The organism is Cellulomonas sp. T2.31MG-18 (assembly GCF_964266755.1).
Taxonomy (GTDB): Bacteria; Actinomycetota; Actinomycetes; order Actinomycetales; family Cellulomonadaceae; genus Cellulomonas.
In genome coordinates, this window is sequence record NZ_CAXWGW010000002.1 from 841,005 (window position 1) to 865,900 (window position 24,896).

Annotated in this window: 24 protein-coding genes; 18 read left to right on the forward strand and 6 right to left on the reverse strand. The window is 73.2% G+C overall.

Annotated elements, in window-relative coordinates; all coding sequences use genetic code 11:
• The first annotated feature begins 9 nt into the window (after positions 1-9).
• The 6 genes from sigE to ACFQTY_RS11745 all read left to right on the forward strand — a co-directional run bounded on the left by sigE (position 10) and on the right by ACFQTY_RS11745 (position 4,706).
• Positions 10-627 (forward strand): RNA polymerase sigma factor SigE, encoded by a 618-nt coding sequence (gene sigE, locus ACFQTY_RS11720; RefSeq protein ID WP_378100735.1) that lies wholly within the window; start codon positions 10-12, stop codon positions 625-627.
• Positions 624-1,580 (forward strand): anti-sigma factor family protein, encoded by a 957-nt coding sequence (locus tag ACFQTY_RS11725; RefSeq protein WP_378100559.1) that lies wholly within the window; start codon positions 624-626, stop codon positions 1,578-1,580. Before sigE ends, ACFQTY_RS11725 begins: the two co-directional genes overlap by 4 nt.
• Before the next feature lie 62 nt (positions 1,581-1,642).
• Complete coding sequence (locus tag ACFQTY_RS11730) at positions 1,643-2,017, forward strand: Sec-independent protein translocase TatB (RefSeq protein WP_378100561.1); 375 nt, start codon at positions 1,643-1,645, stop codon at positions 2,015-2,017.
• The gene (gene trpS, locus ACFQTY_RS11735; RefSeq protein WP_337974922.1) at positions 2,014-3,057 is read left to right on the forward strand and encodes a tryptophan--tRNA ligase; all 1,044 of its coding nucleotides are present in this window, start codon (positions 2,014-2,016) and stop codon (positions 3,055-3,057) included. Before ACFQTY_RS11730 ends, trpS begins: the two co-directional genes overlap by 4 nt.
• Entirely contained in the window at positions 3,054-3,647 is a 594-nt protein-coding gene (locus tag ACFQTY_RS11740) for a 2'-5' RNA ligase family protein (RefSeq protein ID WP_378100563.1), read from the forward strand. Before trpS ends, ACFQTY_RS11740 begins: the two co-directional genes overlap by 4 nt.
• Before the next feature lie 9 nt (positions 3,648-3,656).
• Positions 3,657-4,706 carry a YihY/virulence factor BrkB family protein gene (locus ACFQTY_RS11745; protein ID WP_378100565.1) on the forward strand — a complete coding sequence of 350 codons (1,050 nt, stop codon included), beginning with the start codon at positions 3,657-3,659 and terminating at the stop codon, positions 4,704-4,706.
• Between the two features lie 18 nt (positions 4,707-4,724).
• On the opposite strand, the gene ACFQTY_RS11750 is transcribed toward ACFQTY_RS11745, so the two are convergent.
• Genes ACFQTY_RS11750 through sdhC form a run of 4 tightly spaced genes read right to left on the reverse strand, consistent with a single transcriptional unit; the run spans position 4,725 to position 8,224 of the window.
• The gene (locus tag ACFQTY_RS11750; RefSeq protein ID WP_291763167.1) at positions 4,725-5,522 is read right to left on the reverse strand and encodes a succinate dehydrogenase iron-sulfur subunit; all 798 of its coding nucleotides are present in this window, start codon (positions 5,520-5,522) and stop codon (positions 4,725-4,727) included.
• Positions 5,522-7,357, reverse strand: a complete 1,836-nt coding sequence (gene sdhA, locus ACFQTY_RS11755) for a succinate dehydrogenase flavoprotein subunit (RefSeq protein WP_378100568.1) — start codon at positions 7,355-7,357, stop codon at positions 5,522-5,524. Before sdhA ends, ACFQTY_RS11750 begins: the two co-directional genes overlap by 1 nt.
• A gap of 25 nt (positions 7,358-7,382) precedes the next feature.
• Positions 7,383-7,832 carry a succinate dehydrogenase hydrophobic membrane anchor subunit gene (locus ACFQTY_RS11760; RefSeq protein ID WP_263731677.1) on the reverse strand — a complete coding sequence of 150 codons (450 nt, stop codon included), beginning with the start codon at positions 7,830-7,832 and terminating at the stop codon, positions 7,383-7,385.
• On the reverse strand, positions 7,832-8,224 hold the full coding sequence (sdhC, locus tag ACFQTY_RS11765) for a succinate dehydrogenase, cytochrome b556 subunit (RefSeq protein WP_291763160.1): 393 nt from the start codon (positions 8,222-8,224) through the stop codon (positions 7,832-7,834). The genes ACFQTY_RS11760 and sdhC overlap by 1 nt, the downstream gene beginning before the upstream one ends.
• Before the next feature lie 159 nt (positions 8,225-8,383).
• Between sdhC and ACFQTY_RS11770 the strand changes: the two genes are divergently transcribed.
• From ACFQTY_RS11770 to deoC, 11 genes are all read left to right on the forward strand, one after another.
• A complete protein-coding gene (locus tag ACFQTY_RS11770) occupies positions 8,384-9,514 on the forward strand; it encodes a mannose-1-phosphate guanylyltransferase (protein WP_378100571.1) in 1,131 nt (376 codons plus the stop codon).
• A gap of 155 nt (positions 9,515-9,669) precedes the next feature.
• The gene (locus ACFQTY_RS11775) at positions 9,670-10,893 is read left to right on the forward strand and encodes an amidohydrolase (RefSeq protein ID WP_378100738.1); all 1,224 of its coding nucleotides are present in this window, start codon (positions 9,670-9,672) and stop codon (positions 10,891-10,893) included.
• Between the two features lie 236 nt (positions 10,894-11,129).
• On the forward strand, positions 11,130-12,245 hold the full coding sequence (locus ACFQTY_RS11780; protein WP_378100573.1) for a BMP family protein: 1,116 nt from the start codon (positions 11,130-11,132) through the stop codon (positions 12,243-12,245).
• A gap of 135 nt (positions 12,246-12,380) precedes the next feature.
• Positions 12,381-13,982 (forward strand): ABC transporter ATP-binding protein, encoded by a 1,602-nt coding sequence (locus ACFQTY_RS11785; RefSeq protein ID WP_378100575.1) that lies wholly within the window; start codon positions 12,381-12,383, stop codon positions 13,980-13,982.
• Positions 13,979-15,220, forward strand: a complete 1,242-nt coding sequence (locus ACFQTY_RS11790; protein WP_378100577.1) for an ABC transporter permease — start codon at positions 13,979-13,981, stop codon at positions 15,218-15,220. The genes ACFQTY_RS11785 and ACFQTY_RS11790 overlap by 4 nt, the downstream gene beginning before the upstream one ends.
• Positions 15,217-16,515, forward strand: a complete 1,299-nt coding sequence (locus ACFQTY_RS11795) for an ABC transporter permease (RefSeq protein ID WP_378100579.1) — start codon at positions 15,217-15,219, stop codon at positions 16,513-16,515. The genes ACFQTY_RS11790 and ACFQTY_RS11795 overlap by 4 nt, the downstream gene beginning before the upstream one ends.
• A 1-nt stretch (position 16,516) precedes the next feature.
• Positions 16,517-16,924, forward strand: coding sequence for a cytidine deaminase (locus ACFQTY_RS11800; protein WP_378100581.1), 408 nt, complete (start codon positions 16,517-16,519; stop codon positions 16,922-16,924).
• Complete coding sequence (locus ACFQTY_RS11805) at positions 16,921-18,213, forward strand: thymidine phosphorylase (RefSeq protein WP_378100584.1); 1,293 nt, start codon at positions 16,921-16,923, stop codon at positions 18,211-18,213. The genes ACFQTY_RS11800 and ACFQTY_RS11805 overlap by 4 nt, the downstream gene beginning before the upstream one ends.
• A 133-nt stretch (positions 18,214-18,346) precedes the next feature.
• Positions 18,347-18,568 carry a hypothetical protein gene (locus ACFQTY_RS11810; RefSeq protein ID WP_291763148.1) on the forward strand — a complete coding sequence of 74 codons (222 nt, stop codon included), beginning with the start codon at positions 18,347-18,349 and terminating at the stop codon, positions 18,566-18,568.
• 53 nt (positions 18,569-18,621) lie between these two features.
• A complete protein-coding gene (locus ACFQTY_RS11815) occupies positions 18,622-19,815 on the forward strand; it encodes an adenosine deaminase (protein ID WP_378100586.1) in 1,194 nt (397 codons plus the stop codon).
• Positions 19,812-20,537, forward strand: a complete 726-nt coding sequence (gene deoC / locus ACFQTY_RS11820) for a deoxyribose-phosphate aldolase (RefSeq protein ID WP_378100588.1) — start codon at positions 19,812-19,814, stop codon at positions 20,535-20,537. The genes ACFQTY_RS11815 and deoC overlap by 4 nt, the downstream gene beginning before the upstream one ends.
• 108 nt (positions 20,538-20,645) lie before the next feature.
• On the opposite strand, the gene ACFQTY_RS11825 is transcribed toward deoC, so the two are convergent.
• Together ACFQTY_RS11825 and ACFQTY_RS11830 are read right to left on the reverse strand one after the other, a co-directional pair.
• The gene (locus ACFQTY_RS11825; RefSeq protein ID WP_378100590.1) at positions 20,646-22,487 is read right to left on the reverse strand and encodes a phospho-sugar mutase; all 1,842 of its coding nucleotides are present in this window, start codon (positions 22,485-22,487) and stop codon (positions 20,646-20,648) included.
• Positions 22,488-22,519: 32 nt separating this feature from the next.
• On the reverse strand, positions 22,520-23,398 hold the full coding sequence (locus ACFQTY_RS11830) for a purine-nucleoside phosphorylase (RefSeq protein WP_378100592.1): 879 nt from the start codon (positions 23,396-23,398) through the stop codon (positions 22,520-22,522).
• Positions 23,399-23,470: 72 nt separating this feature from the next.
• Here ACFQTY_RS11830 and ACFQTY_RS11835 point away from each other — a divergent pair, with 72 nt between their 5' ends.
• Positions 23,471-24,880 (forward strand): NAD(P)H-quinone dehydrogenase, encoded by a 1,410-nt coding sequence (locus tag ACFQTY_RS11835; protein WP_378100595.1) that lies wholly within the window; start codon positions 23,471-23,473, stop codon positions 24,878-24,880.
• Positions 24,881-24,896 lie beyond the last annotated feature (16 nt).

The following is a 24,896-nucleotide window of genomic DNA, read 5'->3' on the forward strand; positions in this document are numbered from 1 at the left end:
GAGGAGGACCTGGACCAGATGACCACGCAGCCCGCCGAGTGGCAGGCCCCGACGTGGGAGGCGATCGTCCGGGACAACTCTGCTCGGGTGTACAGGCTCGCCTACCGGCTCACCGGCAACCGGCACGACGCCGAGGACCTGACGCAGGAGACCTTCGTCCGGGTGTTCCGCTCGCTCGACTCCTACGTGCCCGGCACGTTCGAGGGCTGGTTGCACCGGATCACCACGAACCTCTTCCTCGACCAGGCGCGTCGCCGCAAGCGCATCCGGATCGACGCGATGGGCGACGACACCGAGCGGTGGACCACGTCGGACGAGCTCGCCTCGCCCGAGCGCGCCTTCGAGCACGGCAACCTCGACCAGGACGTGCAGCGGGCGCTGGACGAGCTGCCACCGGAGTACCGCGCCGCCGTGGTGCTCTGCGACATCGAGGGGCTCTCCTACGAGGAGATCGCGGTCACGCTCGGGATCAAGCTCGGCACGGTCCGCTCGCGCATCCACCGTGCGCGGGCACGGCTCCGGGTGTCGCTCGAGCACCGGCGGCCGCAGGCGGACGACGCCGGGCCGGTCGGGCTCGCGCTCGGCGGCGACACCGGGGGCGCACCCGTCGCGGGGGCGCGGGGATGACCCACCTCGGTTCGCGGATCAGCGCGCTGGTCGACCACCAGCTGTCCGTCGCGGAGACGGAGCGGGCGCTCGCGCACGTCGCCGGGTGCCCACGCTGCGCCGGCGAGCTCGCGGCCGCCCGGCGTGCGCGGGACGTGCTTGCCTCCGCCGCCGGTCCCGTCGACCCCGCACCCGACCTGACGGCGCGGCTCCTGTCCCTGGCGCCGGCACCCGAGCGCCGCCCCGCGCCGCGCGACCCGTTCGCCGCCCCGCGCTCCGAGGAGCTGGCCTCCGCGTTCACGCTGCGTCCGGCGGTCGGCGCCCTCGGTCTCCGCGGTCAGTCCCGTGCGTTGCGCGGCGAGGTGACCGCACGCAGGTCGCCGAGCCGCCTCGTGGTCGGAGCGGTTGCCGGGCTCGGGCTGGCCGCGACGGGGCTGTTCGCACTCGGGGCCCGACCCGCGGTCGTGCCCACGGACCATCCGGCCGTCGCGCTCGGGCTGCTCGGGCAGGCGGCCGCCCCGGCGCCGTCCGCCGGTGGCACCGTGCGCACCACGTCGACGTCGTCGGTCGACGCGCTCGCGGGCAGCGGCTGGACCGCTCCGCAGCTGCCCGCAGGATGGGCGGTCGCGGCGGTCCGGGGCGACCCGGCGGGGACGTCGGTCGAGCTCGACCTGACCGGTCCGACAGGCGCCACGGTCGTCGTCACCGAGAGGCAGGGGCGGCTGGACACCGCGGCGCTGCACGGGGTGGCGGTGCACCAGGTGGACGGCCGGGTCGTGTACGTGCTCTCCACGTCGCCGCGGCACCTCGTGTGGCAGTCCGAGGGCAGCGTGGTCGAGGTGGTCTCGGCCTCGCGCGACGACAGCGTCGAGGCCCTCGTGGCCGCCTTCCCCGCGACGCCGTTCGACGACGGCGTGCCGGCTCGGATCGGTCGTGGCTGGTCGACCGTCGCGCACGTGCTGGCAGGTCCCTGACCGCGGACCGAGCGGGTCGCCGGCATCCGGGGGCGCCGATCCCTGCGGGGTAGCCTTGGCCGGTGTTCGGTATCAACGGTGGCGAGCTGATCATCCTGCTCGTCGTCGTGGCCCTCGTCGTGGGGCCCGAACGCCTGCCCGCCTACGCCGAGCAGCTCGCCCGTTGGGCACGGGGCCTGCGCCAGCTGGCGTCGGACGCGCGCGCGCGGGTCGACTCCGAGCTCGGCGACACCGGCATCGACTGGGAGGCGCTGGACCCCCGTCGCTACGACCCGCGCCGCATCGTGCGCGAGGCGCTGCTGGACGACGGGCCGGGCTCCGGGCGGGGTCCCGCGGGCCCCGTGGGCCGCCCGGCGACGAGTGCCACCGGCTCGCCGGTACCGTCGTCCGAGGTCGGTCTCGCGGGACCGGCGCCGTACGACGACGAGGCAACATGAGGAGAGACACGCAGATGCTGACCGCCGGCATGCCCCGGGTGTTCTCGGGGATGCAGCCGACCTCCGACTCGCTGCACCTGGGCAACTACCTCGGAGCCCTGACGCAGTGGGTGGCGCTGCAGGAGGACCACGACGCGATCTACTGCGTCGTCGACCTGCACGCCCTGACCGTCGGCCCGGACCCCGCGGTGCTGCGCGAGCGCACCCGTCGCACGGCGGCCCAGTACCTGGCGGCGGGGGTCGACCCGGCGCGGTCGATGCTGTTCGTCCAGTCCCACGTGCCGGAGCACGCCGAGCTCGCGTGGCTCCTGTCCTGCCACACCGGGTTCGGCGAGGCGGGTCGCATGACCCAGTTCAAGGACAAGTCGACGCGCCACGGCACCGAGGGCACCAACGTCGGCCTCTTCACCTACCCGGTGCTGATGGCCGCCGACATCCTGCTGTACGACACGGCCCTCGTCCCGGTGGGGGAGGACCAGCGCCAGCACCTGGAGCTCAGCCGGACGCTCGCCCAGCGGCTAAACGCCCGGCTCGGGGCCGGGTCGGTGGTGGTGCCCGAGGCGTTCATCGTCAAGAGCACGGCGAAGATCTACGACCTGCAGGACCCCACGGCCAAGATGAGCAAGTCTGCGGCGAGCCCCAACGGGCTGATCGAGCTGCTCGACGACCCCAAGGTGGTCGCCAAGCGGATCCGCTCCGCGGTGACCGACACCGAGCGGGAGATCCGCTTCGACCCGGTCGCCAAGCCCGGCATCGCCAACCTGCTGACGATCTTCTCCGCACTGACGGACCGCTCGGTGCCGCAGCTCGAGGCCGAGTACGAGGGCCGCGGCTACGGCGACCTGAAGAAGGACCTCGCCGAGGTCGTGGTCGACTTCCTCACCCCGTTCCAGGAGCGGGTGCAGCACTTCCTCGCCGACCCCGCGGCGCTCGACGAGGTGCTCGCGGAGGGCGCCGGCAAGGCCCGCGACATCGCGGCCGTCACCCTCGACCGGCTCTACGAGCGGTCCGGTCTGCTCGCCCGCCGAGGGCGCCGATGACCGTGCCGCCCGGCGTGGTGCGGATCGGCGTCGTCGTCGGCGTCCCCGAGCCGCACGGTCCCGTGCTGCGCGCCGAGCGCATCGCCACCGGCGACCCGGAGGCGCACGCCATCGCACCGCACATCACGCTGCTCGGTCCGACGGACCTCGTCGCCGGTGTGCTCGACGAGGTGGACGCGCACCTGGCGGCGGTCGCGTCCGCGCACCGCCCCTTCGTGGTGCAGCTGCGGGGGACCGGCACGTTCCGGCCGGTGACGCCCGTCGTGTTCCTGCAGCTGAGCCGAGGCATCTCCGACTGCGAACAGCTCGAGCGTGGGATCCGTCAAGGTCCGCTGGCCACGCCCGTGCGGTTCCCGTACCACCCGCACGTCACGGTGGCGCACGGTGTGCCGGAGCCGGTGCTGGACGAGGTCTTCGACCGGCTCTCCGGTTTCGAGGCGACCTTCGTGGTGACGGGGTTCAGCCGCTACGAGCAGGACGACGACGGGACGTGGTGCGCCGTCCGCACGTTCCGGTTGCGCGGCGGCTCCGCCCGTGCGGGCGCTCCGCAGCCCGCAGCACCGGATGCCAGGGTGGTGCGGCCGACCTAGGGTCGGCCCGTGGACCATCAGACCGACCCGACCGTCGAGCCTCCGGCCGGCTCCGGCGCTGCACATGCGCGCGCCGCGGCCGCCGCCCCGGATCCCGCCGGGGCCGGTGCCGCCGCCCAGCGATCCGGTACCGGGGGGTGGTCCGGGCTCGTGGAGCGGGTCAAGCGCCTGCTCGCGTGGTGGCAGCGCAGTCGTGCCGGCCGGGCGAACTCGCGGTTCGGTGCCGCCGGCGGGGGGCTGCTGACCGGCGGCATCGCCTACGCGGCCCTGTTCGCGGTCTTCTCGGCGCTCACCCTCGGGTGGTCGGTGTTCATGCTGGTGCTCGGCCGCAACAAGGCCGTGCACGACAGGGTGATCGGCACGGTGGCGAACACCCTGCCTGGACTGATCGACACCGGCGACGGCAAGGGGGTCATCAAGCCCGACCAGCTCCGGCTCTCGGCCGGTCTCTCGGTGGCCGGGATCGTCGCGCTGGTCACGCTGGTGCTCAGCGCGCTGTCGGCGGTCGGCGCGCTCCAGACCAGCGTCCGGGCGATGTTCGGGCGGATGCAGCAGGGCAGCACCCTGTCGAACAAGCTGCGGGAGCTCGGCGGGTTCGCGGCCATGAGCCTCGCGGTGCTGGTGTCCGCCGTGCTCGGCCTCGCGCTGACCTCTGCGGCGGACTGGCTGCTCGGCGCGGTCGGCTGGGGTGCGATGGCGCGGTTCGCCGGCCGGGTGCTCGGCATCGCCGTGACCTTCGTCGTCGACGCGGTGACGTTCGTCGTCGTGGTCAAGGTCCTCGCCGGTGAGTCACCGCCACGCAAGGACCTGATCGGGGGCGCCGCCATCGCGGGCGTCGGTCTGGGCGTGGTCCGCGTGCTCGGTACGTCGGTGGTGTCCGGCAGCGTGCGCCACAACCCCGTGCTGGCGTCGTTCGCCGTCATCGTGGTGCTGCTGCTGTGGATCAACCTGGTGTCGCGGATCGTCCTGCTCGCCGCGGCCTGGACCGCGAACCCGCCCCTGACACAGCCGGAGCCGACCCCCGCGCCGGAGGGCGCGAAGGTCGGCTCGGGAGGCTGAGCTGCAGGAGGCCGACGCTCAGAAGGCCCGGGTGATCATCGCGCGCTTGACCTCGGCGATCGCCTTGGTCACCTCGATGCCGCGGGGGCAGGCCTCGGTGCAGTTGAAGGTGGTGCGGCAGCGCCACACGCCTTCCTTGTCGTTGAGGATCTCCAGACGCTGCGAGCCGCCCTCGTCACGGCTGTCGAAGATGAACCGGTGCGCGTTGACGATCGCGGCGGGGCCGAAGTACTGGCCGTCGTTCCAGAACACCGGGCAGCTCGACGTGCAGCAGGCGCACAGGATGCACTTGGTGGTGTCGTCGTAGCGCGCCCGCTCGGTCGGCGACTGCAGACGCTCGCGGGTCGGCTCGTTCCCCGAGGTGATGAGGAACGGCATGATCTCGCGGTAGGAGGCGAAGAACGGCTCCATGTCGACCACGAGGTCCTTGATCACGGTCAGGCCCTTGATCGGCTCGATGACGATCGGCTTGGTCGGGTCCAGGTCCTTGAGCAGCGTCTTGCACGCGAGCCGGTTGCGGCCGTTGATCCGCATCGCGTCCGAGCCGCACACGCCGTGGGCGCACGAGCGGCGGAACGTGAGCGATCCGTCCTGCTCCCACTTCACCTTGTGCAGGGCGTCGAGCACGCGGTCGGTGCCGTGCACCTGCACCACGAACTCCTGCCACGTCGAGGGGCCCTGCTCCGCGACCTCGCCGTAGGGCGCCGGCTCGGCGTCCGCGGGCTGGTAGCGGCGGATCTTCAGCCGCACCTCGAACGTCGGCACCTCGCCCATGGGGGCGCCGGAGGCGGCGGGCTTGTCCATGGTTGCTGTCATCAGTACTTGCGCTCCATCGGCTGGTAGCGGGTGACGGTGACGGGCTTCGAGCCCAGGACCAGCTGGTAGTCGTCGAACGGCGTGACGCGGTGGAACGAGCCCTCCTGGTCACCGTCCGTCTGTGCCGGGTCCACCGACAGCGGACGGCGGTAGGCGAGCGTGTGGCGCATGTAGCCGGCGTCGTCCCGCTTGGGGAAGTCCTCGCGGAAGTGGCCGCCGCGCGACTCGTTGCGGTTGAGGGCACCGACCACCACGGTCTCGGCGATGTCGAGCAGGAAGCCGAGCTCCACCGCCTCGAGGAGATCCGTGTTGAAGGTGCGGCTCTTGTCCTGCACGGAGACGGCCTGGTACCGCTTCTGCAGCGCCTTGACGTCCTCCAGCGCCTGCGTCAGGGACTCCGCGGTGCGGAACACCTGGGCATTGGTGTCCATCGTCTGCTGCAGGTCGCGGCGGATGTCCGCCACCCGCTCGCCGTCCGGCCGGGTGCGGATGCCCTCGAGCTCGGCCTCGACCGACTCGGCCGGGTTCTCCGGCAGGTCCACCCACTCGGCGTCCGCGGCGTACTCGGAGGCGGCGATGCCGGACCGCTTGCCGAAGACGTTGATGTCCAGCAGCGAGTTGGTGCCGAGCCGGTTGGAGCCGTGCACCGACACGCACGCGCACTCGCCGGCGGCGTACAGCCCGCGGATCACGTCGGTCTCGTTGCGCAGCACCTCGCCACGGATGTTGGTCGGCACGCCGCCCATCAGGTAGTGGGCCGTCGGGTACACCGGGATGGGCTCGGTGTAGGGCTCGACGCCGAGGTACGTGCGGGCGAACTCGGTGATGTCCGGCAGCTTGGCGTCGATGTGCGCCGGCTCGAGGTGGGTCAGGTCGAGCAGGACGTAGTCCTTGTTCGGCCCTGCACCACGTCCCTCGCGCACCTCGTTGGCCATCGACCGAGCGACGATGTCGCGGGGCGCCAGGTCCTTGATCGTCGGTGCGTAGCGCTCCATGAAGCGCTCGCCCTCGCTGTTGCGCAGGATCGCGCCCTCACCGCGGGCCGCCTCGGACAGCAGGATGCCGAGCCCGGCCAGACCCGTCGGGTGGAACTGGAAGAACTCCATGTCCTCCAGCGGGATGCCGCGGCGGTACGCGAGGGCGATGCCGTCACCGGTCAGGGTGTGCGCGTTCGACGTCGTCTTGAAGATCTTGCCGGCGCCACCCGTGGCCAGGATGACGGACTTGGCCTGGAACACGTGGATCTCGCCGCTGGCCAGGTCGTACGCGACGACGCCCGAGGCGTGCACCTCCTCGCCCTCGGGCACGTGGCCGGCCGCGAGGTCGTGGTCCACCAGCAGGTCGAGCACGTAGAACTCGTTGTAGAACTCGACGTTCTGCTTCACGCAGTTCTGGTACAGCGTCTGCAGGATCATGTGGCCGGTGCGGTCCGCCGCGTAGCAGGCCCGGCGCACCGGTGCCTCGCCGTGCTTGCGGGTGTGGCCGCCGAAGCGGCGCTGGTCGATCCGGCCCTCGGGCGTGCGGTTGAACGGCAGGCCCATCTTCTCCAGGTCGAGCACCGCGTCGATGGCCTCCTTGGCCATCACCTCGGCGGCGTCCTGGTCGACCAGGTAGTCACCGCCCTTGACGGTGTCGAAGGTGTGCCACTCCCAGTTGTCCTCCTCGACGTTGGCGAGCGCGGCGCACATGCCGCCCTGCGCTGCGCCCGTGTGGGACCGGGTGGGGTAGAGCTTGGAGATGACCGCCGTCCGCGCGCGGGTGGACGACTCGAGCGCCGCCCGCATGCCGGCGCCGCCGGCGCCGACGATCACCACGTCGTACTGATGGGTCTGCATGGTTGTCCTCGGGTCTCGGGCGCGGTCAGGCGTGGCAGAACGACGGCAGCAGGTTCGCGGGGGCGCCTGCCGGGCACGGGTCGAAGGTGAAGATCACCAGGGTGCCCAGCACGACCACCACGACGAACGCCAGCGCCAGGACCGACTTCAGCACCAGCCGGGTGGTGTCCCGCTCGGCGTAGTCGTTGATGACGGTGCGGACGCCGTTGGTGCCGTGGATCATCGCCAGCCACAGCATGAGCAGGTCCCAGACCTGCCAGAACGGGGACGCCCACTTGCCGGCGACGAAGCCGAAGTCGATGGCGTGGATGCCCTTGCCGGCCCACAGGTTGACGAACAAGTGGCCGAAGATCAGCACCACGAGGAGCACGCCCGAGGCGCGCATGAAGATCCAGCCCCACAGCTCGGTGTTGCCGCGGGTGGTCCGCCGGTTGCGGCGGACGAACGGGGCCTTCGGATCGGCGATCGCGCTCATCAGTTGCCCCCTCCGAAGACGTGCATCAGGTGCCGCGGCAGGAAGCCGGCCATGGTGAGGACCCACAGCCCGACGACCACCCAGAGCATCACGCGCTGGTACTTGGCGCCCTTGGCCCAGAAGTCCACGAGGATGATCCGCAGGCCGTTGAAGGCGTGGAAGACGACCGCTGCGACCAGCCCCGCCTCGCCCAGGCCCATCACGGGGTTCTTGTACGTGCCGATCACCGAGTTGTAGGCCTCGGGCGACACCCGCACCAACGCGGTGTCGAGGATGTGCACGAGCAGGAAGAAGAAGATCGCGACGCCGGTGACGCGGTGCGCGACCCACGACCACATGCCTTCCCGCCCGCGGTAGAGCGTTCCGGCCGGCGCTGAGGGCGCTGTAGGCACTTGAGGGCCTTCCTGGCGAAGGTTCACAGGGGAGGACGTCGACGTCCTGGGTTCACTGTACTGACCGGGCCGCGGAGCTCCGGACCGATGGTCCCGGCGTGGCCGTCGCGACGACCCCGCCCGGAGCCGCCCGGGACGTGCGCCGCTACCCTGGCCGCCATGTCCGCCGACCTCGCCACGACGCCCGTCCCCGGCTTCCACGCCGTCGTCCCGGCGGGGGGTGCCGGCACGCGGCTGTGGCCGCTGTCCCGTGCCGGCCACCCGAAGTTCCTGCTCGACCTCACCGGGACGGGCCGCACGCTGCTGCAGGCGACGGTGGACCGGCTGACGCCGTTGACGGGCGCCGGCAACGTGCTCGTGGTGACGGGCGCTCGCCATGCCGCGGCCGTGGGCGGTCAGCTGCCCGAGCTGCTGGCCGACGGCACCGAGCGGGTGCTGGCCGAACCGTCGCCGCGGGACTCGATGGCCGCGATCGGGCTGGCGGCCGCGGTGCTGGAGCACCGGCACGGTCCGGACGTGGTGCTCGGCTCGTTCGCCGCCGACCACGTGATCAGCGGTGCCGAGGAGTTCGGCCGGGCGGTCCGTGAGGGTGTCGCGGCCGCGCGTGCCGGCTACGTCGCGACCATCGGCATCGCCGCCACCGAACCGTCCACCGCGTTCGGCTACGTGCACGCCGGTGCGCCGCTCGGGGTGCCCGAGGCGCCGAGCGCGCGCCACGTCGTGGGCTTCACCGAGAAGCCGGACGCGCAGACCGCCGCGGAGTACCTGGCGACGGGGGAGTACCGCTGGAACGCGGGCATGTTCATCGTCAAGGCGCAGGTGCTGCTCGACCACCTCGCCACGCAGCTGCCGGCGCTGGCGGACGGCGTCCGCGAGCTCGCGCGGGCGTGGGACACCCCGGAGCGGGACGTTGCGCTGGCCCGGATCTGGCCGGGTCTGACCAAGATCGCGATCGACCACGCGATCGCCGAACCGGTCGCCGCCGCCGGCGGCGTCGCCGTGGTGCCGGGCGAGTTCGGCTGGGACGACATCGGCGACTTCGCCTCGCTCGGTGCGCTGCTGCAGGCGGCGGGCGGCACGACGCTCGGCGACGACGCGGCGGTGCTGCGGGTCGACGCCGCCGACGCGCTGGTGGTGACCGGCGGTCGGACCGTCTCGGTGGTCGGGGTGCCGGGAGCCGTGGTGGTGGACACCGCCGATGCGGTGCTGGTCACCACCCGCGAGCACGCCCAGGCGGTGAAGGCTGCGGTCGACGGGTGGCGTGCCCGGGGCCGGGAGGACCTCCTGTGACGGCACGGTGCAGCGGCCGGCGTCCGTCCGCTGGTCGCGCTCGGTGGGGCGCCACCGGCCGCGACTAGGCTCGTCGTGTGTCTCAGCCCGAGCCGGATTCCGTGCTACCGCTCCAGCTGACGGCCTCGACCGACCCCGTGCCGCCGATCACCTCGCTGACGCCGGCGCCGGAGAGCGCGCTCGCGGCGCACCTGCACGGCATCGTCGGCGCCCTCCGTCCGGAGCTCGTCGCCATCCGTCGGGACCTGCACGCCCACCCCGAGCTCGCGCGGACCGAGAAGCGCACCACGCGCGTCGTCGCCGACCGGCTCGCCGCCGCCGGGCTGCGTCCCCGGCTGCTGCCGGGCGCCGGGCTGCTGTGCGACCTCGGGCCCACCGGTCCCAACGTCCGTCGCGTCGCGCTGCGGGCCGACATCGACGCCCTCCCGGTGGTCGACCGCTGCGAGCTGCCGTGGACCTCGACCGTCCGCAACGTCGCGCACGCCTGCGGCCACGACGTGCACACCACGGCCGTGCTCGGTGCCGGTCTCGCGCTGGCGCAGCTCGACGCGACGGGGGACCTGCGCACCGCGGTGCGCCTCGTGTTCCAGCCGGCGGAGGAGGTGCAGCCGGGCGGGTCCATCGACGTGATGAACGCCGGCGGACTGGACGGCGTCGCCCAGATCTTCGCGGTGCACTGCGACCCGAAGCTCGACGTCGGCCTGGTCGGCACCCGCATCGGCCCGATCACCTCGGCGTCCGACGAGGTGTACGTCACCCTGACGGGCCCCGGTGGTCACACCTCGCGTCCGCACCTGACGGCCGACGTCGTGTTCGCCCTCGCCCAGGTGATCACCCAGGTGCCTGCCGTCCTCGGACGGCGGCTCGACCCGCGCTCGGGCGTCAATCTGACGTGGGGTGCTGTGCGCGCCGGCGCCGCACCCAACGCGATCCCGCCGACCGGCTCGCTGTCCGGCACCCTCCGCTGCCTCGACGTCCGCGCGTGGGAGCACGCCTCGGAGGTGTTCGAGTCCGCCGTGCGCGAGGTGGTGCGGCCCTACGGCGTCGAGCTCGAGGTCCGCCACGAGCGCGGTGTGCCGCCCGTGGAGAACGACGAGCGGAGCACCGCGGTGCTCGAGGCGGCCGCACGCGACGTGCTCGGCCCGGACGCCGTCACGCTGACCGAGCAGTCGCTCGGCGGCGAGGACTTCGCCTGGTACCTGACCAAGGTGCCGGGGGCCCTGGCGCGGCTCGGCACGCGGACCCCGGGCGGCCACACGTACGACATCCACCAGGGCGACCTCCGCGTCGACGAGCGCGCGATCGAGGCGGGTGCGCTGCTGCTGGCCCGCACGGCGACGCTCGGCGGCCGGCACGAGCCCGTCGAGACGGTGCGCTGAGCGCCGTACCGCTGAGACCGTCACCCGTCCGGCGGTGTGCGCGACCGGTCCAGGTACCAATGCGGTAACGGATGCTCGATCGATACCGCCAGGTAACGCTACGGACACGCGCCGCTCACTAGGGTCGCGTCTGATCGATGCCGGTCGGCTTCCGACCCGGCGGCGGCGCAACGGCGCGTCGTCGCCGGGTCGGACCCCTGGCCACCGGCGCGGCGACGAGAACCCCAGGAGACCCAGTGAAGAACGTGATTCGAGCGGCGGCGCTGACCGGCGCGATCGCCCTCGCGCTCGCGGCGTGCGGCAGCGCCCCGACGACCGGTGGTTCGACCTCGTCGGCAGCCGCCAGCGGTGCAGCCAACTCCAGCTTCAAGGGCTGCATCGTCTCCGACTCCGGCGGCTTCAACGACAAGTCCTTCAACGAGTCCGGCTTCCAGGGCCTGAAGGACGCCGCAGGCAAGCTGGGGATCCAGACGGCCAGCGCCGAGTCGAAGACGGACGACGCGTACACGCCGAACATCCAGAACATGCTCAGCCAGAACTGCAACATCATCGTCACGGTCGGCTTCAAGCTGTCCACGGCGACCGGTGACGCCGCGAAGGCCAACACCAGCACCAAGTTCGCGCTCGTCGACGCCCAGCCGACCGACGCGCAGGGCAACGCGCTGACCCTGCCGAACGTCAAGCCCCTCGAGTTCGACACCGCGCAGGCCGCGTACCTCGCCGGCTACCTCGCCGCGGGCATGTCGAAGACGGGCAAGGTCGGCACCTACGGCGGCCTGAAGATCCCGACGGTCACCGTGTTCATGGACGGCTTCGCCGACGGCATCGCGAAGTACAACCAGGTCAAGGGCAAGAACGTCCAGCTGATCGGGTGGGACAAGGCCAAGCAGGACGGCCTGTTCGACGGCGGCAACAGCCCGTTCGACCCGGGCTCGGGCAAGGCCAACGCCGACTCGCTGGTCGCCGCGGGCGCGGACATCCTGCTGCCGGTCGCCGGCGGCGCCGCGCTCGACGCCCTCACGGCCGCCAAGGCCACCCCGGGCACCCTGGTGATCTGGGTCGACTCCGACGGTGCGCTGATCAACCCCGACTCGTCCTCGATCATCCTCACCTCGGTGATGAAGCTGATCGGTGCGGCGGTGGGCTCCGCGGTCACCGACGCGGCCGGCAACAAGTTCGACGCGACGCCGTACGTCGGCACGCTGAAGAACAACGGGGTCGGCATCGCGCCCTACCACGACCTCGACTCGAAGGTGCCGTCCGACCTGAAGTCGGAGGTCGACCAGCTGAAGGCCGACATCATCTCCGGCAAGATCACGGTCCAGTCGGCGAACGCGCCGAAGGCCTCCTGAGTCCGTCGACCGAGCCGGTCCGGGCACGTCCCGGACCGGCTCGGTCGCGTCTGAGCCCGCGGCCGACGGCGGCCGCTACTGTCGTCGGTGCGGTCGGCGGGGCCGGCCAGCGTCGGCAGGCCCGAGGAGGGGCACGTGAAGCTGGAGCTGCGGGGGATCACCAAGCGGTTCGGGCCGTTGGTGGCCAACGACCGCATCGACCTGGTCGTCGAGCCGGGTCAGATCCACGCCCTGCTGGGCGAGAACGGCGCGGGGAAATCGACGTTGATGAACGTCCTGTTCGGCTTGTACGAGCCGGACTCGGGGCAGATCCTCATCGACGACCAGCCCGCGAAGATCAAGGGCCCTGCCGACGCCCTCGAGGCCGGCATCGGCATGGTGCACCAGCACTTCATGCTCGTCCCGGTCTTCACGGTGGCGGAGAGCGTGATGCTCGGTCACGAGTCGACCCGCGGCGCCGGGCTGCTGGACCTGGACGCCGCGCGCCGGCAGGTGCGCGAGCTGTCCGCACGGTTCGGGTTCGACGTCGAACCCGACGCCGTGATCGAGGACCTGCCGGTCGGCGTGCAGCAGCGCGTGGAGATCATCAAGGCGATGGCCCGGGACGCGAAGGTGCTGATCCTGGACGAGCCGACCGCGGTGCTGACGCCGCAGGAGACCGACGAGCTGATCGAGATCATGCGGCAGCTGCGCGCGGCCGGGACGTCGATCGTCTTCATCACCCACAAGCTGCGCGAGGTCAAGGCCGTCGCGGACGTCATCACCGTCATCCGGCGCGGTCGCGTGGTCGGTCAGGCCGACCCTGGCGCCCCCGAGTCCGAGCTGGCGGCGATGATGGTCGGCCGGTCGGTGATGCTGCAGGTCGACAAGGCCCCGGCCCAGCCGGGCGAGGTGGCCCTGTCCGTGCGCGACCTCGTCGTGACGGACCGCACCGGCGCCCGGGTGGTGGACCACGTGTCCTTCGACCTCGCGCGCGGCGAGATCCTCGCGATCGCCGGGGTGCAGGGCAACGGGCAGTCCGAGCTCGCCGAGGCGATCCTGGCGCTGGTGCCGGCCACCGGGTCGATGGTGCTCGAGGGTCGCGAGCTGGTCGGCAGCTCCGTCCGTGAGGTGCTGGACCACGGCGTCGGCTTCGTCCCCGAGGACCGCTCGCACGACGGGCTGGTGGGCGAGTTCACCGTCGCGGAGAACCTGGTGCTCGACCTGTTCGCCGACGCCCGGTTCCGCGGCGGTCTCGGCATGGACCTCGCGGCGATCAAGAGCAACGCGGAGGCGCGGATCGCCGAGTTCGACATCCGTACCCGCGGGCCGGAGCAGCCGGCGGAACGGCTCTCCGGCGGCAACCAGCAGAAGGTGGTCGTCGCCCGGGAGATGTCCCGGCCGCTGCGCCTGTTCGTGGCCAGCCAGCCCACGCGAGGCGTGGACGTCGGCTCGATCGAGTTCCTGCACCGGCGGATCGTCGCCGAGCGGGACAACGGCACCCCGGTGCTGATCGTGTCCACCGAGCTCGACGAGGTCAGCGCGCTGGCCGACCGCGTCGCCGTGATGTTCCGCGGGCGGATCGTCGGCATCGTCCCCGGCGACACCCCACGCGACGTGCTCGGCCTGATGATGGCCGGCGTGCCGTACGAGGAGGCGCAGCGGCATGCCGCCGAGCACCCCACCACTGAGACGCTGATCGAGCAGGACCCGTCCGCGGCGGCCGCCGCCGGGCCCGAGGAGGGTGAGGTCCCGTGACCGACGAGCTGGTTCCCGACCGGGCCGCGGCACCGCCGGCGGCGCCGCCGGAGCCGTCGAGCGAGGAGCGGGCGTCCTCCTGGCTGCGCCGGGTCTCGAGCGGGGAGGTCCTGACGACCGTCCTCGCGTTCGTCCTGGCCCTCGTCATCGGCGGCGTCCTGATCGCGGCCGTCGACAAGAAGGTGACCGCCGCCGCCGGCTACTTCTTCGCCCGTCCGGGTGACCTGCTCGGAGCCGCCTGGCACTCGGTCAGCGGCGCGTACGCCGCGCTCTTCCGCGGCGCGGTCCTGGACTACCAGGCCACCACGGTCCTCAAGGCGATCCGGCCGCTGACCGAGACGATCACCACCTCGACGCCCCTGATCATCGCCTCGCTCGCGGTGGCGGTGGCGTTCCGCGCCGGGCTGTTCAACATCGGCGCCCAGGGGCAGGTGATCATGGGCGCGGTGGTCTCGGGCTACGTCGGGTTCACGTTCCACCTGCCGCCGGTGGTGGCGGTGCTGGTCGCGCTGGTCGTCGGCGTCCTCGCCGGTGCGGTGTGGGGCGGCATCGCCGGCGTGCTCAAGGCGAGGACCGGTGCCCACGAGGTGATCGTCACGATCATGCTCAACTACGTCGCGTCGTTCCTGCTGGCGTGGTTGCTGACCACGTCGGCCTTCCGCGTGCACGGCTCGCAGGAGCCCAAGTCCCAGACCGTGCTGACGAACGCGCAGCTGCCGCTGCTGTTCGGCTCGCAGTACCGGGCCACGTGGGGCTTCGTGCTGGCGCTCGTCGCCGCCGCGTTCGTGTGGTGGCTGATGTCCCGCTCGCGCCTGGGCTTCCAGTTCCGGGCGGTCGGCGCGAACCCGTACGCCTCCCGGACCGCAGGCATCAGCGTGGCCCGCATGACGGCGTACGTGATGCTGGCCTCCGGTGCGCTGGCCGGCCTGGCAGGCGCGGTGCAGCTGCTGGGCACGAGCAAGTACCTGACCGACGGCATCGCCGGCACGATCGGCTTCGACGCGATCACCGTCGCGCTGCTCGGTCGTTCCAAGCCCGGCGGCATCGTCGCGGCCGGTCTGCTGTACGGCGGTCTGTCCGCCGGAGGCCGCTTCATGGAGGTGGTCACCGGCACGCCGATCGACATCGTGCTGGTGCTCCAGGCGCTCGTCGTGCTGTTCATCGCCGCACCTGGTCTGGTCCGCACGATCTTCCGCCTGCCGGCGCCCAGCGCCGACGTCGAGGGGGCCCTGGCATGAGCACCGTCACCGCAACCCCGCCGGCCCAGCCGCTGGCAGCCCCCGAGCGGGGCGTCGTCGCACCGAAGGTGTCGTGGCGGGTGCCCGGCATCACCGCCGCGGCCGGGCTGCTGGCCCTGCTCGCGTTCGGCGTCGGGGCTCCGTCCGGCACGCACAGCCGGTTCGACCTGTCGTTCCGTACCGACGCCGTGCAGCTGTCGCCCCTGGTCGTGCCGTCGCAGGTGACCAACATCGTCATCGGCGTGGTGTGCCTGCTGATCGCCGCCTTCGCGGTCGCGCAGACGGCGCGACGCCGGCGCACGCCGATGTGGCTGCTGGCCGGGTTCGGCGTGCTGTGGGTGTTCGCCTTCCTGGTGTGGGCGGTCGCCGGCAAGCAGACGTCGCTGGTGGACCTGCTGCAGGGCTCGCTGCTGCTGGCGGTGCCGCTCGCGTTCGGCGCGTTCGGCGGTGTGCTGTGCGAGCGGTCCGGCGTGGTGAACATCGCGATCGAGGGGCAGCTGCTGTCCGGCGCCTTCGCGGCGGCGGTCGTGGCGTCGGTGACGCACAACGTCTACGCCGGACTGCTCGCGGCGCCCGTCGCGGGCTACCTGCTGGGGCTGCTGCTCGCGCTGTTCACGGTGCGCTACGCGGTGAACCAGATCATCGTGGGCGTGGTGCTCAACGTGCTCGCGGTGGGCCTGACGAGCTTCCTGTTCTCCGCGGTGCTGAAGCCCAACTCGGCGCGGTTGAACACCCCGCCGCTGATGCAGCCGATCGCCATCCCGCTGCTCGAGAAGATCCCGGTGCTCGGCCCGGTGCTGTTCCGGCAGACGGTGATCGTCTACGCCCTCTACATCGCCGTTGCGGTGCTCACCATCGGCCTGTTCCGCACCCGCTGGGGCCTGCGCGTGCGGGCCGTCGGCGAGCACCCGGAGGCGGCCGACACCGTCGGCATCCCCGTGAACAAGGTGCGCTGGCGCAACGTGGTGATGGGCTCGGCCACCGCCGGGTTCGGCGGCGCCTTCCTCACCATCGGGTACATCGGGCAGTTCGGCCAGGAGATGTCCGGCGGCCGCGGGTACATCGCGCTCGCCGCGATGATCCTCGGCCGGTGGACCCCGTTCGGGTCGCTCGGCGCCGCCCTGCTGTTCGGCTTCGCCACCAAGCTGGCGTCCGTCCTGTCGGTGGTCGGCACACCGGTGCCCAGCCAGTTCATGCTGATGCTGCCGTACGTGCTGACGGTGCTCGCGGTCGCCGGCTTCGTCGGCCGCGTGCGCGGCCCCGCCGCCGACGGCGTCCCCTACGTGAAGGGCTGACATGCAGATCGACTGGGACGGGCTGCGTGCGGCCGCACGCGAGGTCTCGCAGCGGGCGTACGTGCCGTACTCGCGGTTCCCGGTGGGCGCCGCCGCGCTGGTCGACGACGGGCGGGTGGTGACGGGCTGCAACGTGGAGAACGCGTCCTACGGCCTCACCCTCTGTGCCGAGTGCGCCCTGGTGTCCGGGCTGCACGTGTCCGGCGGTGGGCGGCTCGTGGCGTTCACCTGCGTGGCCGGTGACGGCCAGGTGCTGGCGCCGTGCGGCCGGTGCCGGCAGCTGCTCTTCGAGCACGGCGGACCGGACCTGCTGGTGGAGACGGTCTCGGGGGTGCGGCCGATGAGCGAGGTGCTGCCGGACGCCTTCGGCCCGGCCGACCTCGGCACGCGGGCGGAGGCGGCCCGATGAGCGCGGAGGCCTTCGACGCCGTCGACGTCATCGTCGCGAAGCGGGACGGGCACCGGCTGTCGGACGCGCAGATCGACTGGGTGCTCGACGCCTACACGCGCGGCGTCGTTGCGGACGAGCAGATGTCCGCCCTGGCCATGGCGATCCTGCTGAACGGGATGGACCGTGCCGAGATCGCGCGCTGGACGGCCGCGATGATCGCCAGCGGCGAGCGGATGGACTTCTCCGGTCTGTCGCGGCCGACGTCCGACAAGCACTCGACGGGCGGCGTCGGCGACAAGATCACGCTCCCGCTGGCACCGCTGGTGGCGGTGTTCGGCGTGGCGGTGCCGCAGCTGTCCGGACGCGGTCTGGGTCACACGGGCGGCACGCTCGACAAGCTCGAGTCGATCCCCGGTTGGCGGGCGTCCTTGTCCAACGACGAGATGCTGCGCCAGCTCGAGGAGGTCGGCGCCGTGATCTGCGCCGCCGGCTCCGGGCTCGCGCCGGCCGACCGCAAGCTCTACGCGCTGCGCGACGTCACCGGCACGGTCGAGGCGATCCCGCTGATCGCCAGCTCGATCATGAGCAAGAAGATCGCCGAGGGCACCGGTTCGCTGGTCCTCGACGTGAAGGTCGGCTCCGGGGCGTTCATGAAGGACCTGGACCGCGCTCGCGAGCTGGCGCAGACGATGGTGGCGCTGGGCACCGACGCCGGGGTCCGCACGGTGGCGCTGCTGACGGACATGTCGACGCCGCTGGGCCTCACCGCGGGCAACGCGCTCGAGGTGCGGGAGTCGGTGGAGGTGCTCGCCGGCGGCGGACCGGCGGACGTCGTCGAGCTGACCGTCGCCCTGGCGCGGGAGATGCTCACCGGCGCCGGGCGGCCCGATGCCGACCCTGCGGCCGCGCTCGCCGACGGTCGCGCGATGGACGTGTGGCGGTCGATGATCGCTGCGCAGGGCGGCGACCCGGACGCGACCCTGCCGGTCGCACGCGAGACGGAGCAGGTGCTGGCGGAGGCCGACGGGGTGCTCACAGCCCTGGACGCCTACGCCGTCGGCATCGCCGCCTGGCGGCTCGGCGCCGGGCGTGCCCGCAAGGAGGACCCCGTGCAGGCCGGTGCCGGTGTGCAGCTGCACGCCAAGCCCGGCGACCGGGTGCGTGCCGGTCAGCCCCTGATGACGCTGCACACCGACACCCCGGAACGGTTCGGCCGGGCCCGCGAGGCGCTCGTCGGCGCCGTCAGCATCAGCGCGGACGCGGCTCCGGAGCGGGGCCCGCTGGTCCTCGAGCGCGTCGCCGACTGAGCCCGCGCCGCGGGCGGGGGCGGGCCGGTCCGCGCCACCGCGACCGACGCGAGACCGGGCGGTCGCGGTGCTGGCGCGCGGCTCGGCGTCGGACCAGGATGGGAGGCGGACAGCGTCGACCCCAGGAGGAGCGATGAGCACCGTGCCCGGACAGGACTCCTGGCGGGACGCCGGCCTCGAGCCGGTGGACCCCGAGGTCCCGCGGCGGCTGACCGACGAGGCCGAGCCGGAACCCGACGCGGAGGAGTACGCCCCCGGCTTCCCGCGGCCCGACCGTGACGACGTCGCCGCCGAGGCGGACGTCGTCGAGCAGGACACCGAGGTCGGTGCCGACGACGAGCCCGACGAGATCTGAGGGCACGTGCGTAGTGGTCCCGGGCAACGACCCGCCGACACTACGGTGAGCGCATGACGAGCCTGCCGGAGCCCTCCGTGGCACCGGACAACGCGCCCGACGGATCCTTGACGGTCCCGCCCGCACCGGCCGGTGGCGGACGGGACGGGACCCGAGCACCAGCACCGGCACAGCCGTTGACGGACCTGGTGGCCGACCTGCCGAAGGTGCTGCTGCACGACCACCTCGACGGTGGTCTGCGGCCGGCGACGGTGGTGGACCTCGCGGACGCCGCCGGTCACCCGCTGCCGACCTCCGATCCGGACGAGCTCGGCGACTGGTTCGTGCGGGCGGCCGGGTCGGGGTCGCTGGAGCGGTACCTCGAGACGTTCGCCCACACCGTGGCCGTGCTCCAGACCGCCGAGGCGCTGCACCGGGTCGCGCGCGAGGCGGTGCTCGACCTCGCCGCCGACGGCGTGGTGTACGCCGAGGAGCGGTTCGCCCCCGAGCAGCACCAGCTGGGCGGCCTGGGCCTCGAGCAGGTGCTCGACGCGGTGCTCGCCGGGTTCGCCGAGGGGGAGCAGGAGGCCGCGGACCAGGGCCGGCCGATCCGGGTGCGTGCGCTGCTGTCGGCCATGCGGCAGGCGGACCGGGGTGACGAGGTGGCGACCCTGGCGCTCGCGTACCGGGACCGCGGGGTCGTCGGCTTCGACATCGCGGGGCCGGAGGCCGGCTTCCCGCCCTCGCGCCTGACGTCCGCGTTCGGCGCGCTGCGCGCCGGGCTGCTGCCGGTGACGGTGCACGCCGGCGAGGCGGCAGGTCTGGACTCCATCGTGGAGGCCGTGCAGGTGGGCGCCTGCCGCCTGGGCCACGGCGTGCGGATCGCCGACGACGTCTCGGCAGACGGGCAGCTCGGCACGCTGGCGCACTGGGTGCGCGACCGGCGGATCTCCCTGGAGCTGTGCCCCTCGTCCAACGTCCAGACCGGTGCCGCCGCCTCGGTGGCGGACCACCCGATCACCCGGCTGCTGCGCCTGGGGTTCGCCGTCACGGTGAGCACCGACAACCGGCTGCAGTCCGGCACCACCCTCGGTCGTGAGCTGCGGCAGCTGGTCGAGCAGGCCGGCTGGACCCTCGACGACCTGCGGCAGGTCACGCTGACCGCCGCGCACCACGCGTTCGTCCACGAGGACGAGCGGACCCGACTCATCGACGAGGTCATCACCCCGGGCTTCGCCCGGGCTGCTGGCGGGAGGCACCGCGCATGAACCACCACATCACCCTCGAGGGCGCCCACCGGCCGCTGGACGCCGCCGGCCTGGCGACCTTCGTGGACCACACGCTGCTCAAGCCCGAGGCGACGCGGGCCGATGTGAACGCCCTGGTGGACGAGGCCGTGCAGCTCGGGGTGTACGCCGTCTGCGTCTCGCCGTCCTTCCTCCCGCTGGAGATCCCGGTCGGTCTCGACGGTGCGCCGGACCTGAAGGTCGCGACGGTGGTCGGGTTCCCGTCCGGCAAGCACCACAGCGACGTGAAGGCTGCCGAGGCGGCCCGTGCGGTGCGGGACGGTGCCGACGAGGTCGACATGGTGATCGACATCGGCGCGGCCAAGGAGCGGCGCTTCGAGGACGTGCAGGCCGACATCGCGGCGGTCCGCGCGGCAGCGCCGCACCCGACGGTGCTGAAGGTGATCCTCGAGACGGCGGCGCTGTCCGACCACGAGATCATCGAGTCGTGCCGCGCGGCGGCGGCGGCCGGTGCCGACTTCGTCAAGACCTCCACGGGGTTCCACCCGGCCGGCGGTGCGACGGTGCGGGCGGTCGGGATCATGGCCGGCACGGTCGGCGGCCGGCTGGGCATCAAGGCGTCCGGCGGGATCAGGACGGCGGCCGACGCGATCGCGATGATCAACGCGGGGGCGACCCGGCTGGGCCTGTCCTCCACCGCCGCGGTGCTGGGCGGTCTGACGGCCGACGAGGGTTCGTACTGAGTCGGCGGACGGGTCGGTAGGTCGGCGCGGAGAGGGGCGGGTGCGCACGGCACCCGCCCCCTCGCGTGCCGTGTCGTCGCGTCGAGGCGGCCGGCCGGGCTCGCTGGGCTACAGGCCCAGCGCGGAGCTGATCTCGCGGGCGAGGACGTCCAGGCGGGACCGCGCCGTGGTGCGTGCCGAGGTGACTTCGGCGTCCGAGGCGTCCGGCGCGACGGGGACGATCACCTCGAGGTAGCACTTCACCTTCGGCTCCGTGCCGCTGGGCCGCACGACGACGCGGGTGCCGTCCTCGGTGAGCAGGCGGAGGCCCTCGGTGGGGGGCAGGCCGCCGCGGTCGTCGTCCGTGCCCGCCGCCAGGTCGTCGATGCGGACCACCGGCGAGCCGGCGAGGCGTGCCGGCGGGGCCGAGCGCAACCGGTCGACGGCAGCGGCGATGCCCGCGACGTCCTCGAAGCGGGCCGCTACCTGCCCGGACAGGTACAGCCCGTAGCGCCGCGCCAGGTCGTCCAGCAGGTCCAGCAGCGTCCGCCCGTCGCCCTTGAGCGCGGCCGCGAGGCGCGCCACCCGCAGGGCGGCGCTGATCCCGTCCTTGTCGTGCACGTGCTGCGGGTCGACGCAGTAGCCGAGCGCCTCCTCGTAGCCGAACACCAGCCCCTCGACGCGGGACAGCCACTTGAACCCGGTCAGGGTGGGGGTGAAGCCGAGACCGTGGTCGGTGGCGATGCGCTCCAGCTGGCGTGACGACACGATCGACGAGGCGAGCACGGCGCCGGGACGGCCGGACAGCTCCTCCGCCACCGACCAGCCGAGCAGCGCCCCCGTCTCGTCGCCGTGCAGCCCGCGCCAGCCCTCCGCGGCGGCCGTCTCCGGCCCGTGGAACGAGCGTGCGCGGCGGTCCAGGACGCCGACGGCGCACCGGTCGGCATCCGGGTCGAGGGCGAGCACCAGGTCGGCGCCCTCGTCGCGCGCCAGCCCGAGCGCCAGGTCGAGAGCGCCGGGCTCCTCGGGGTTGGGGAACGCCACGGTGGGGAAGTCCGGGTCGGGTTCCGCCTGCTCCGGCACCACGGTGACGTGCGTGAAACCGGCCTCGGCGAGCACCCGCGTGGCGACCCGCGCGCCGACGCCGTGCATCGGGGTGAGCACGATGCGCAGGTCGGAGGCCAGCGCCAGGTCGGCGGATGTCGGGGGTGCGGCCGAGAGGGTGGCTGCGACGTACTCGTCCACCACGTCGGTGCCGAGCACCCGCCAGCCGGACTCCGCGCGGGGCACCGAGGCGACGGAGCGGACGTGCGCGATGTGCGCGGCGATCGCGGCGTCCACGGGGGGCACGATCTGGGATCCGCGGGCGGCGTCCTCCGTCACCCGACCACCGAGGTAGACCTTGTACCCGTTGTCGGCCGCGGGGTTGTGCGAGGCGGTGACCATGATGCCGGCGTCGGCGCCCAGGTGCCGGACGCAGAACGCCAGCACCGGCGTCGGGAGGGCCGCGGGCAGCAGCAGCGCCTCGATGCCGACCGCCGTCAGCACCGCGACGGAGTCGAGCGCGAAGTCGCGGGAACGGTGCCGGGCGTCGTAGCCGACGACGACCCGTGGCGGCGGTGCCATCCCCTCGAGCTCGCCGAGCAGGTACTCGCCCAGACCGGCCGCGGCGCGGATCACCACCGCACGGTTCATCCGGTGCGGACCGCCGCCCATCGCGCCGCGCAGACCCGCGGTACCGAACTCGAGCAGCCCGGAGAACCGGTCCTCGAGCTCGGCCCGGGCGGTCTCGGCATCCTGCCGTGCACGCTGGTGGACCGGGTCGTCCCGGTGGTCCGGCGCGGGCTGCACGGGCGTCTCGGCCTGGGCCAGCAGGGCTGTCAGCTCCGCCGCGGTGGTCGGGTCGGGGTCGTCGTCGATCCAGGCCCGGACCCGCGAGCCGAGGTCGGACGAGGCGTCGTCGCTGCTCATGGGGCCACGGTAGGGCAGACGGGTGCGGCCGGTCAGATCCGGCGGACCACCTGCGCCAGCAGCGCGCTGATCCGCGGCCCGGCGGCGGCACCGGCCGCCAGCACCTCGGCGTGGGACAGCGGTTCCGGGCTGATCCCGGCTGCCGCGTTGGTCACCAGCGAGACCCCGAGCACCTCGAGCCCCGCGTGGCGCGCGGCGATCGCCTCGAGCGTGGTGGACATGCCGACCAGGTGGCCGCCGATGCGACCCGCCATCGCGACCTCCGCCGGCGTCTCGTAGTGGGGCCCGCGGAACTGGACGTACACGCCCTCGGCGAGCGTCGGGTCCACCTCGTGCGCCACGGCGCGCAGCCGCGCGGAGTACAGGTCCGTCAGGTCGACGAAGGTCGCTCCCTCCAGCGGCGAGGTCGCGGTGAGGTTGATGTGGTCGCTGATCAGCACCGGCGTGCCGGGAGCCCAGGCGGGGTCCAGACCGCCGCAGCCGTTGGTCAGCACGACGGCCCGCGCGCCGGTGGCCGCCGCCGTGCGGACGCCGTGCACCACCCGGCGCACACCGCGACCCTCGTACAGGTGCGTGCGCGACCCGAGCACCAGCGCGAACCGGTCCGTCCCGTCGGGCGCCGCGTACCGCACCGACCGCAACGTCCCCGTGTGGCCGACGACCGCCGGCCGGCTGAATCCCGGCACCTCGTGGCTCGGCAGCTCGGCGACCGTCTCGCCCAGCAGGTCCGCCGCGCCGCCCCAGCCCGAACCGAGGACCAGGGCCACGTCGTGGTGGGGCACCCCGGTGCGCGCCGCGATCACCGCGGCGGCGGCCCGGGCCACCTCGGCGGGGTCGGTGGTGGGGTCGTCCAGGTCGGGGACGGTGGCGAGCGTCTCGCCGGTGCTGGGGTCGGGCACGGGTCCGGTCATGGCTCGAAGGCTAGCGGCGGACACTCCGTGCCCAGGTGAGCGGCTCCAGGCGAGCATCGGCAGAATGCGGGGGTGAGCGCTCCCGCCGTCCCGACCGGTCGTGTCGTCGTCATCGGCGGAGGGCCGGGTGGGTACGAAGCCGCGCTGGTCGCCCGGCGCCTCGGGGCCGACGTCACCGTGGTGGAGCGCACGGGGCTCGGCGGGTCCGCCGTGCTGACCGACGTGGTGCCGTCCAAGACGCTGATCGCGACCGCGGAGTGGATGACCACGGCGTCCCTGGCGCCGGAGCTCGGGGTGGGGGTGCCGCAGGCGCAGCGTCCGACGATCGACCTGGCGGCGGTGAACACCCGGGTCAAGGCGCTCGCGGCCGCCCAGTCGGCGGACATCGGCGCGCGGCTCGAGCGGGAGGGCGTCCGCGTGCTCCTCGGCGAGGGGTCGCTGCAGGACGCCCAGCACGTGGCGGTGCGGACCCCGGCGGGCCGGGACGACCTGGTGGTCGAGGCGGACGTGGTGCTGCTGGCCACCGGTGCGACGCCGCGCGTGCTGGCCGAGGCGATGCCGGACGGCGAGCGCATCCTGACCTGGACGCAGCTGTACGACCTCGCGGAGCTGCCGCGCCGGCTGATCGTGGTCGGATCCGGCGTGACCGGTGCCGAGTTCGCCGGTGCCTACAGCGCGCTGGGCGTCGACGTGGTGCTGGTCTCCAGCCGCGACCGCGTGCTGCCGGGGGAGGACGCCGACGCAGCCGAGCTGCTGGAGCAGGTGTTCACCGCCGGCGGCATGACCGTGCTGGGCCGCACGCGCGCGGTGGCGGCCCACCGCACGGCGGACGGTGTCGAGGTGGAGCTGTCCGACGGACGCGTGGTGACCGGGTCCCACGTGCTGCTCGCGGTCGGGTCCGTCCCCAGCACCGCCGGGCTCGGGCTCGAGGAGGCCGGTGTCCGGCTCGGGCCGGGCGGCCACGTGCTGGTCGACCAGGTGTCCCGCACGTCCGCGCGGGGTGTCTACGCCGCCGGCGACTGCACGGGCGTCCTCCCGCTCGCCTCCGTCGCGGCGACCCAGGGCCGCATCGCGATGTCCCACGCGCTCGGCGACGCCGTCGCACCGCTGTCGCTGCGCGGCGTGGCGGCGAACGTCTTCACCACCCCCGAGATCGCCACCGTCGGCCTGTCCGAGGCGCGGCTGCGGGAGACCGGCACGCCCTACGAGGTCAGCAGCCTGCCCCTGGCGCGCAACCCGCGCGCCAAGATGCTGGGCGTGCACGAGGGCTTCGTGAAGCTGTTCGCGCACCCCTCGAGCGGGACGGTGCTGGGCGCCGTCGTCGTCGGACCGCGGGCCAGCGAGCAGGTGTTCCCGCTGACGCTCGCGGTGGCGCACCGGATGACGGCGGACCAGCTGGCCGACGCGATCACGGTGTACCCGTCGATGTCCGGGACCATCGCGGAGGTGGCGCGCATGCTGCACCACCGGCCGGTGGACTGACCCGGCGGACCGGCCG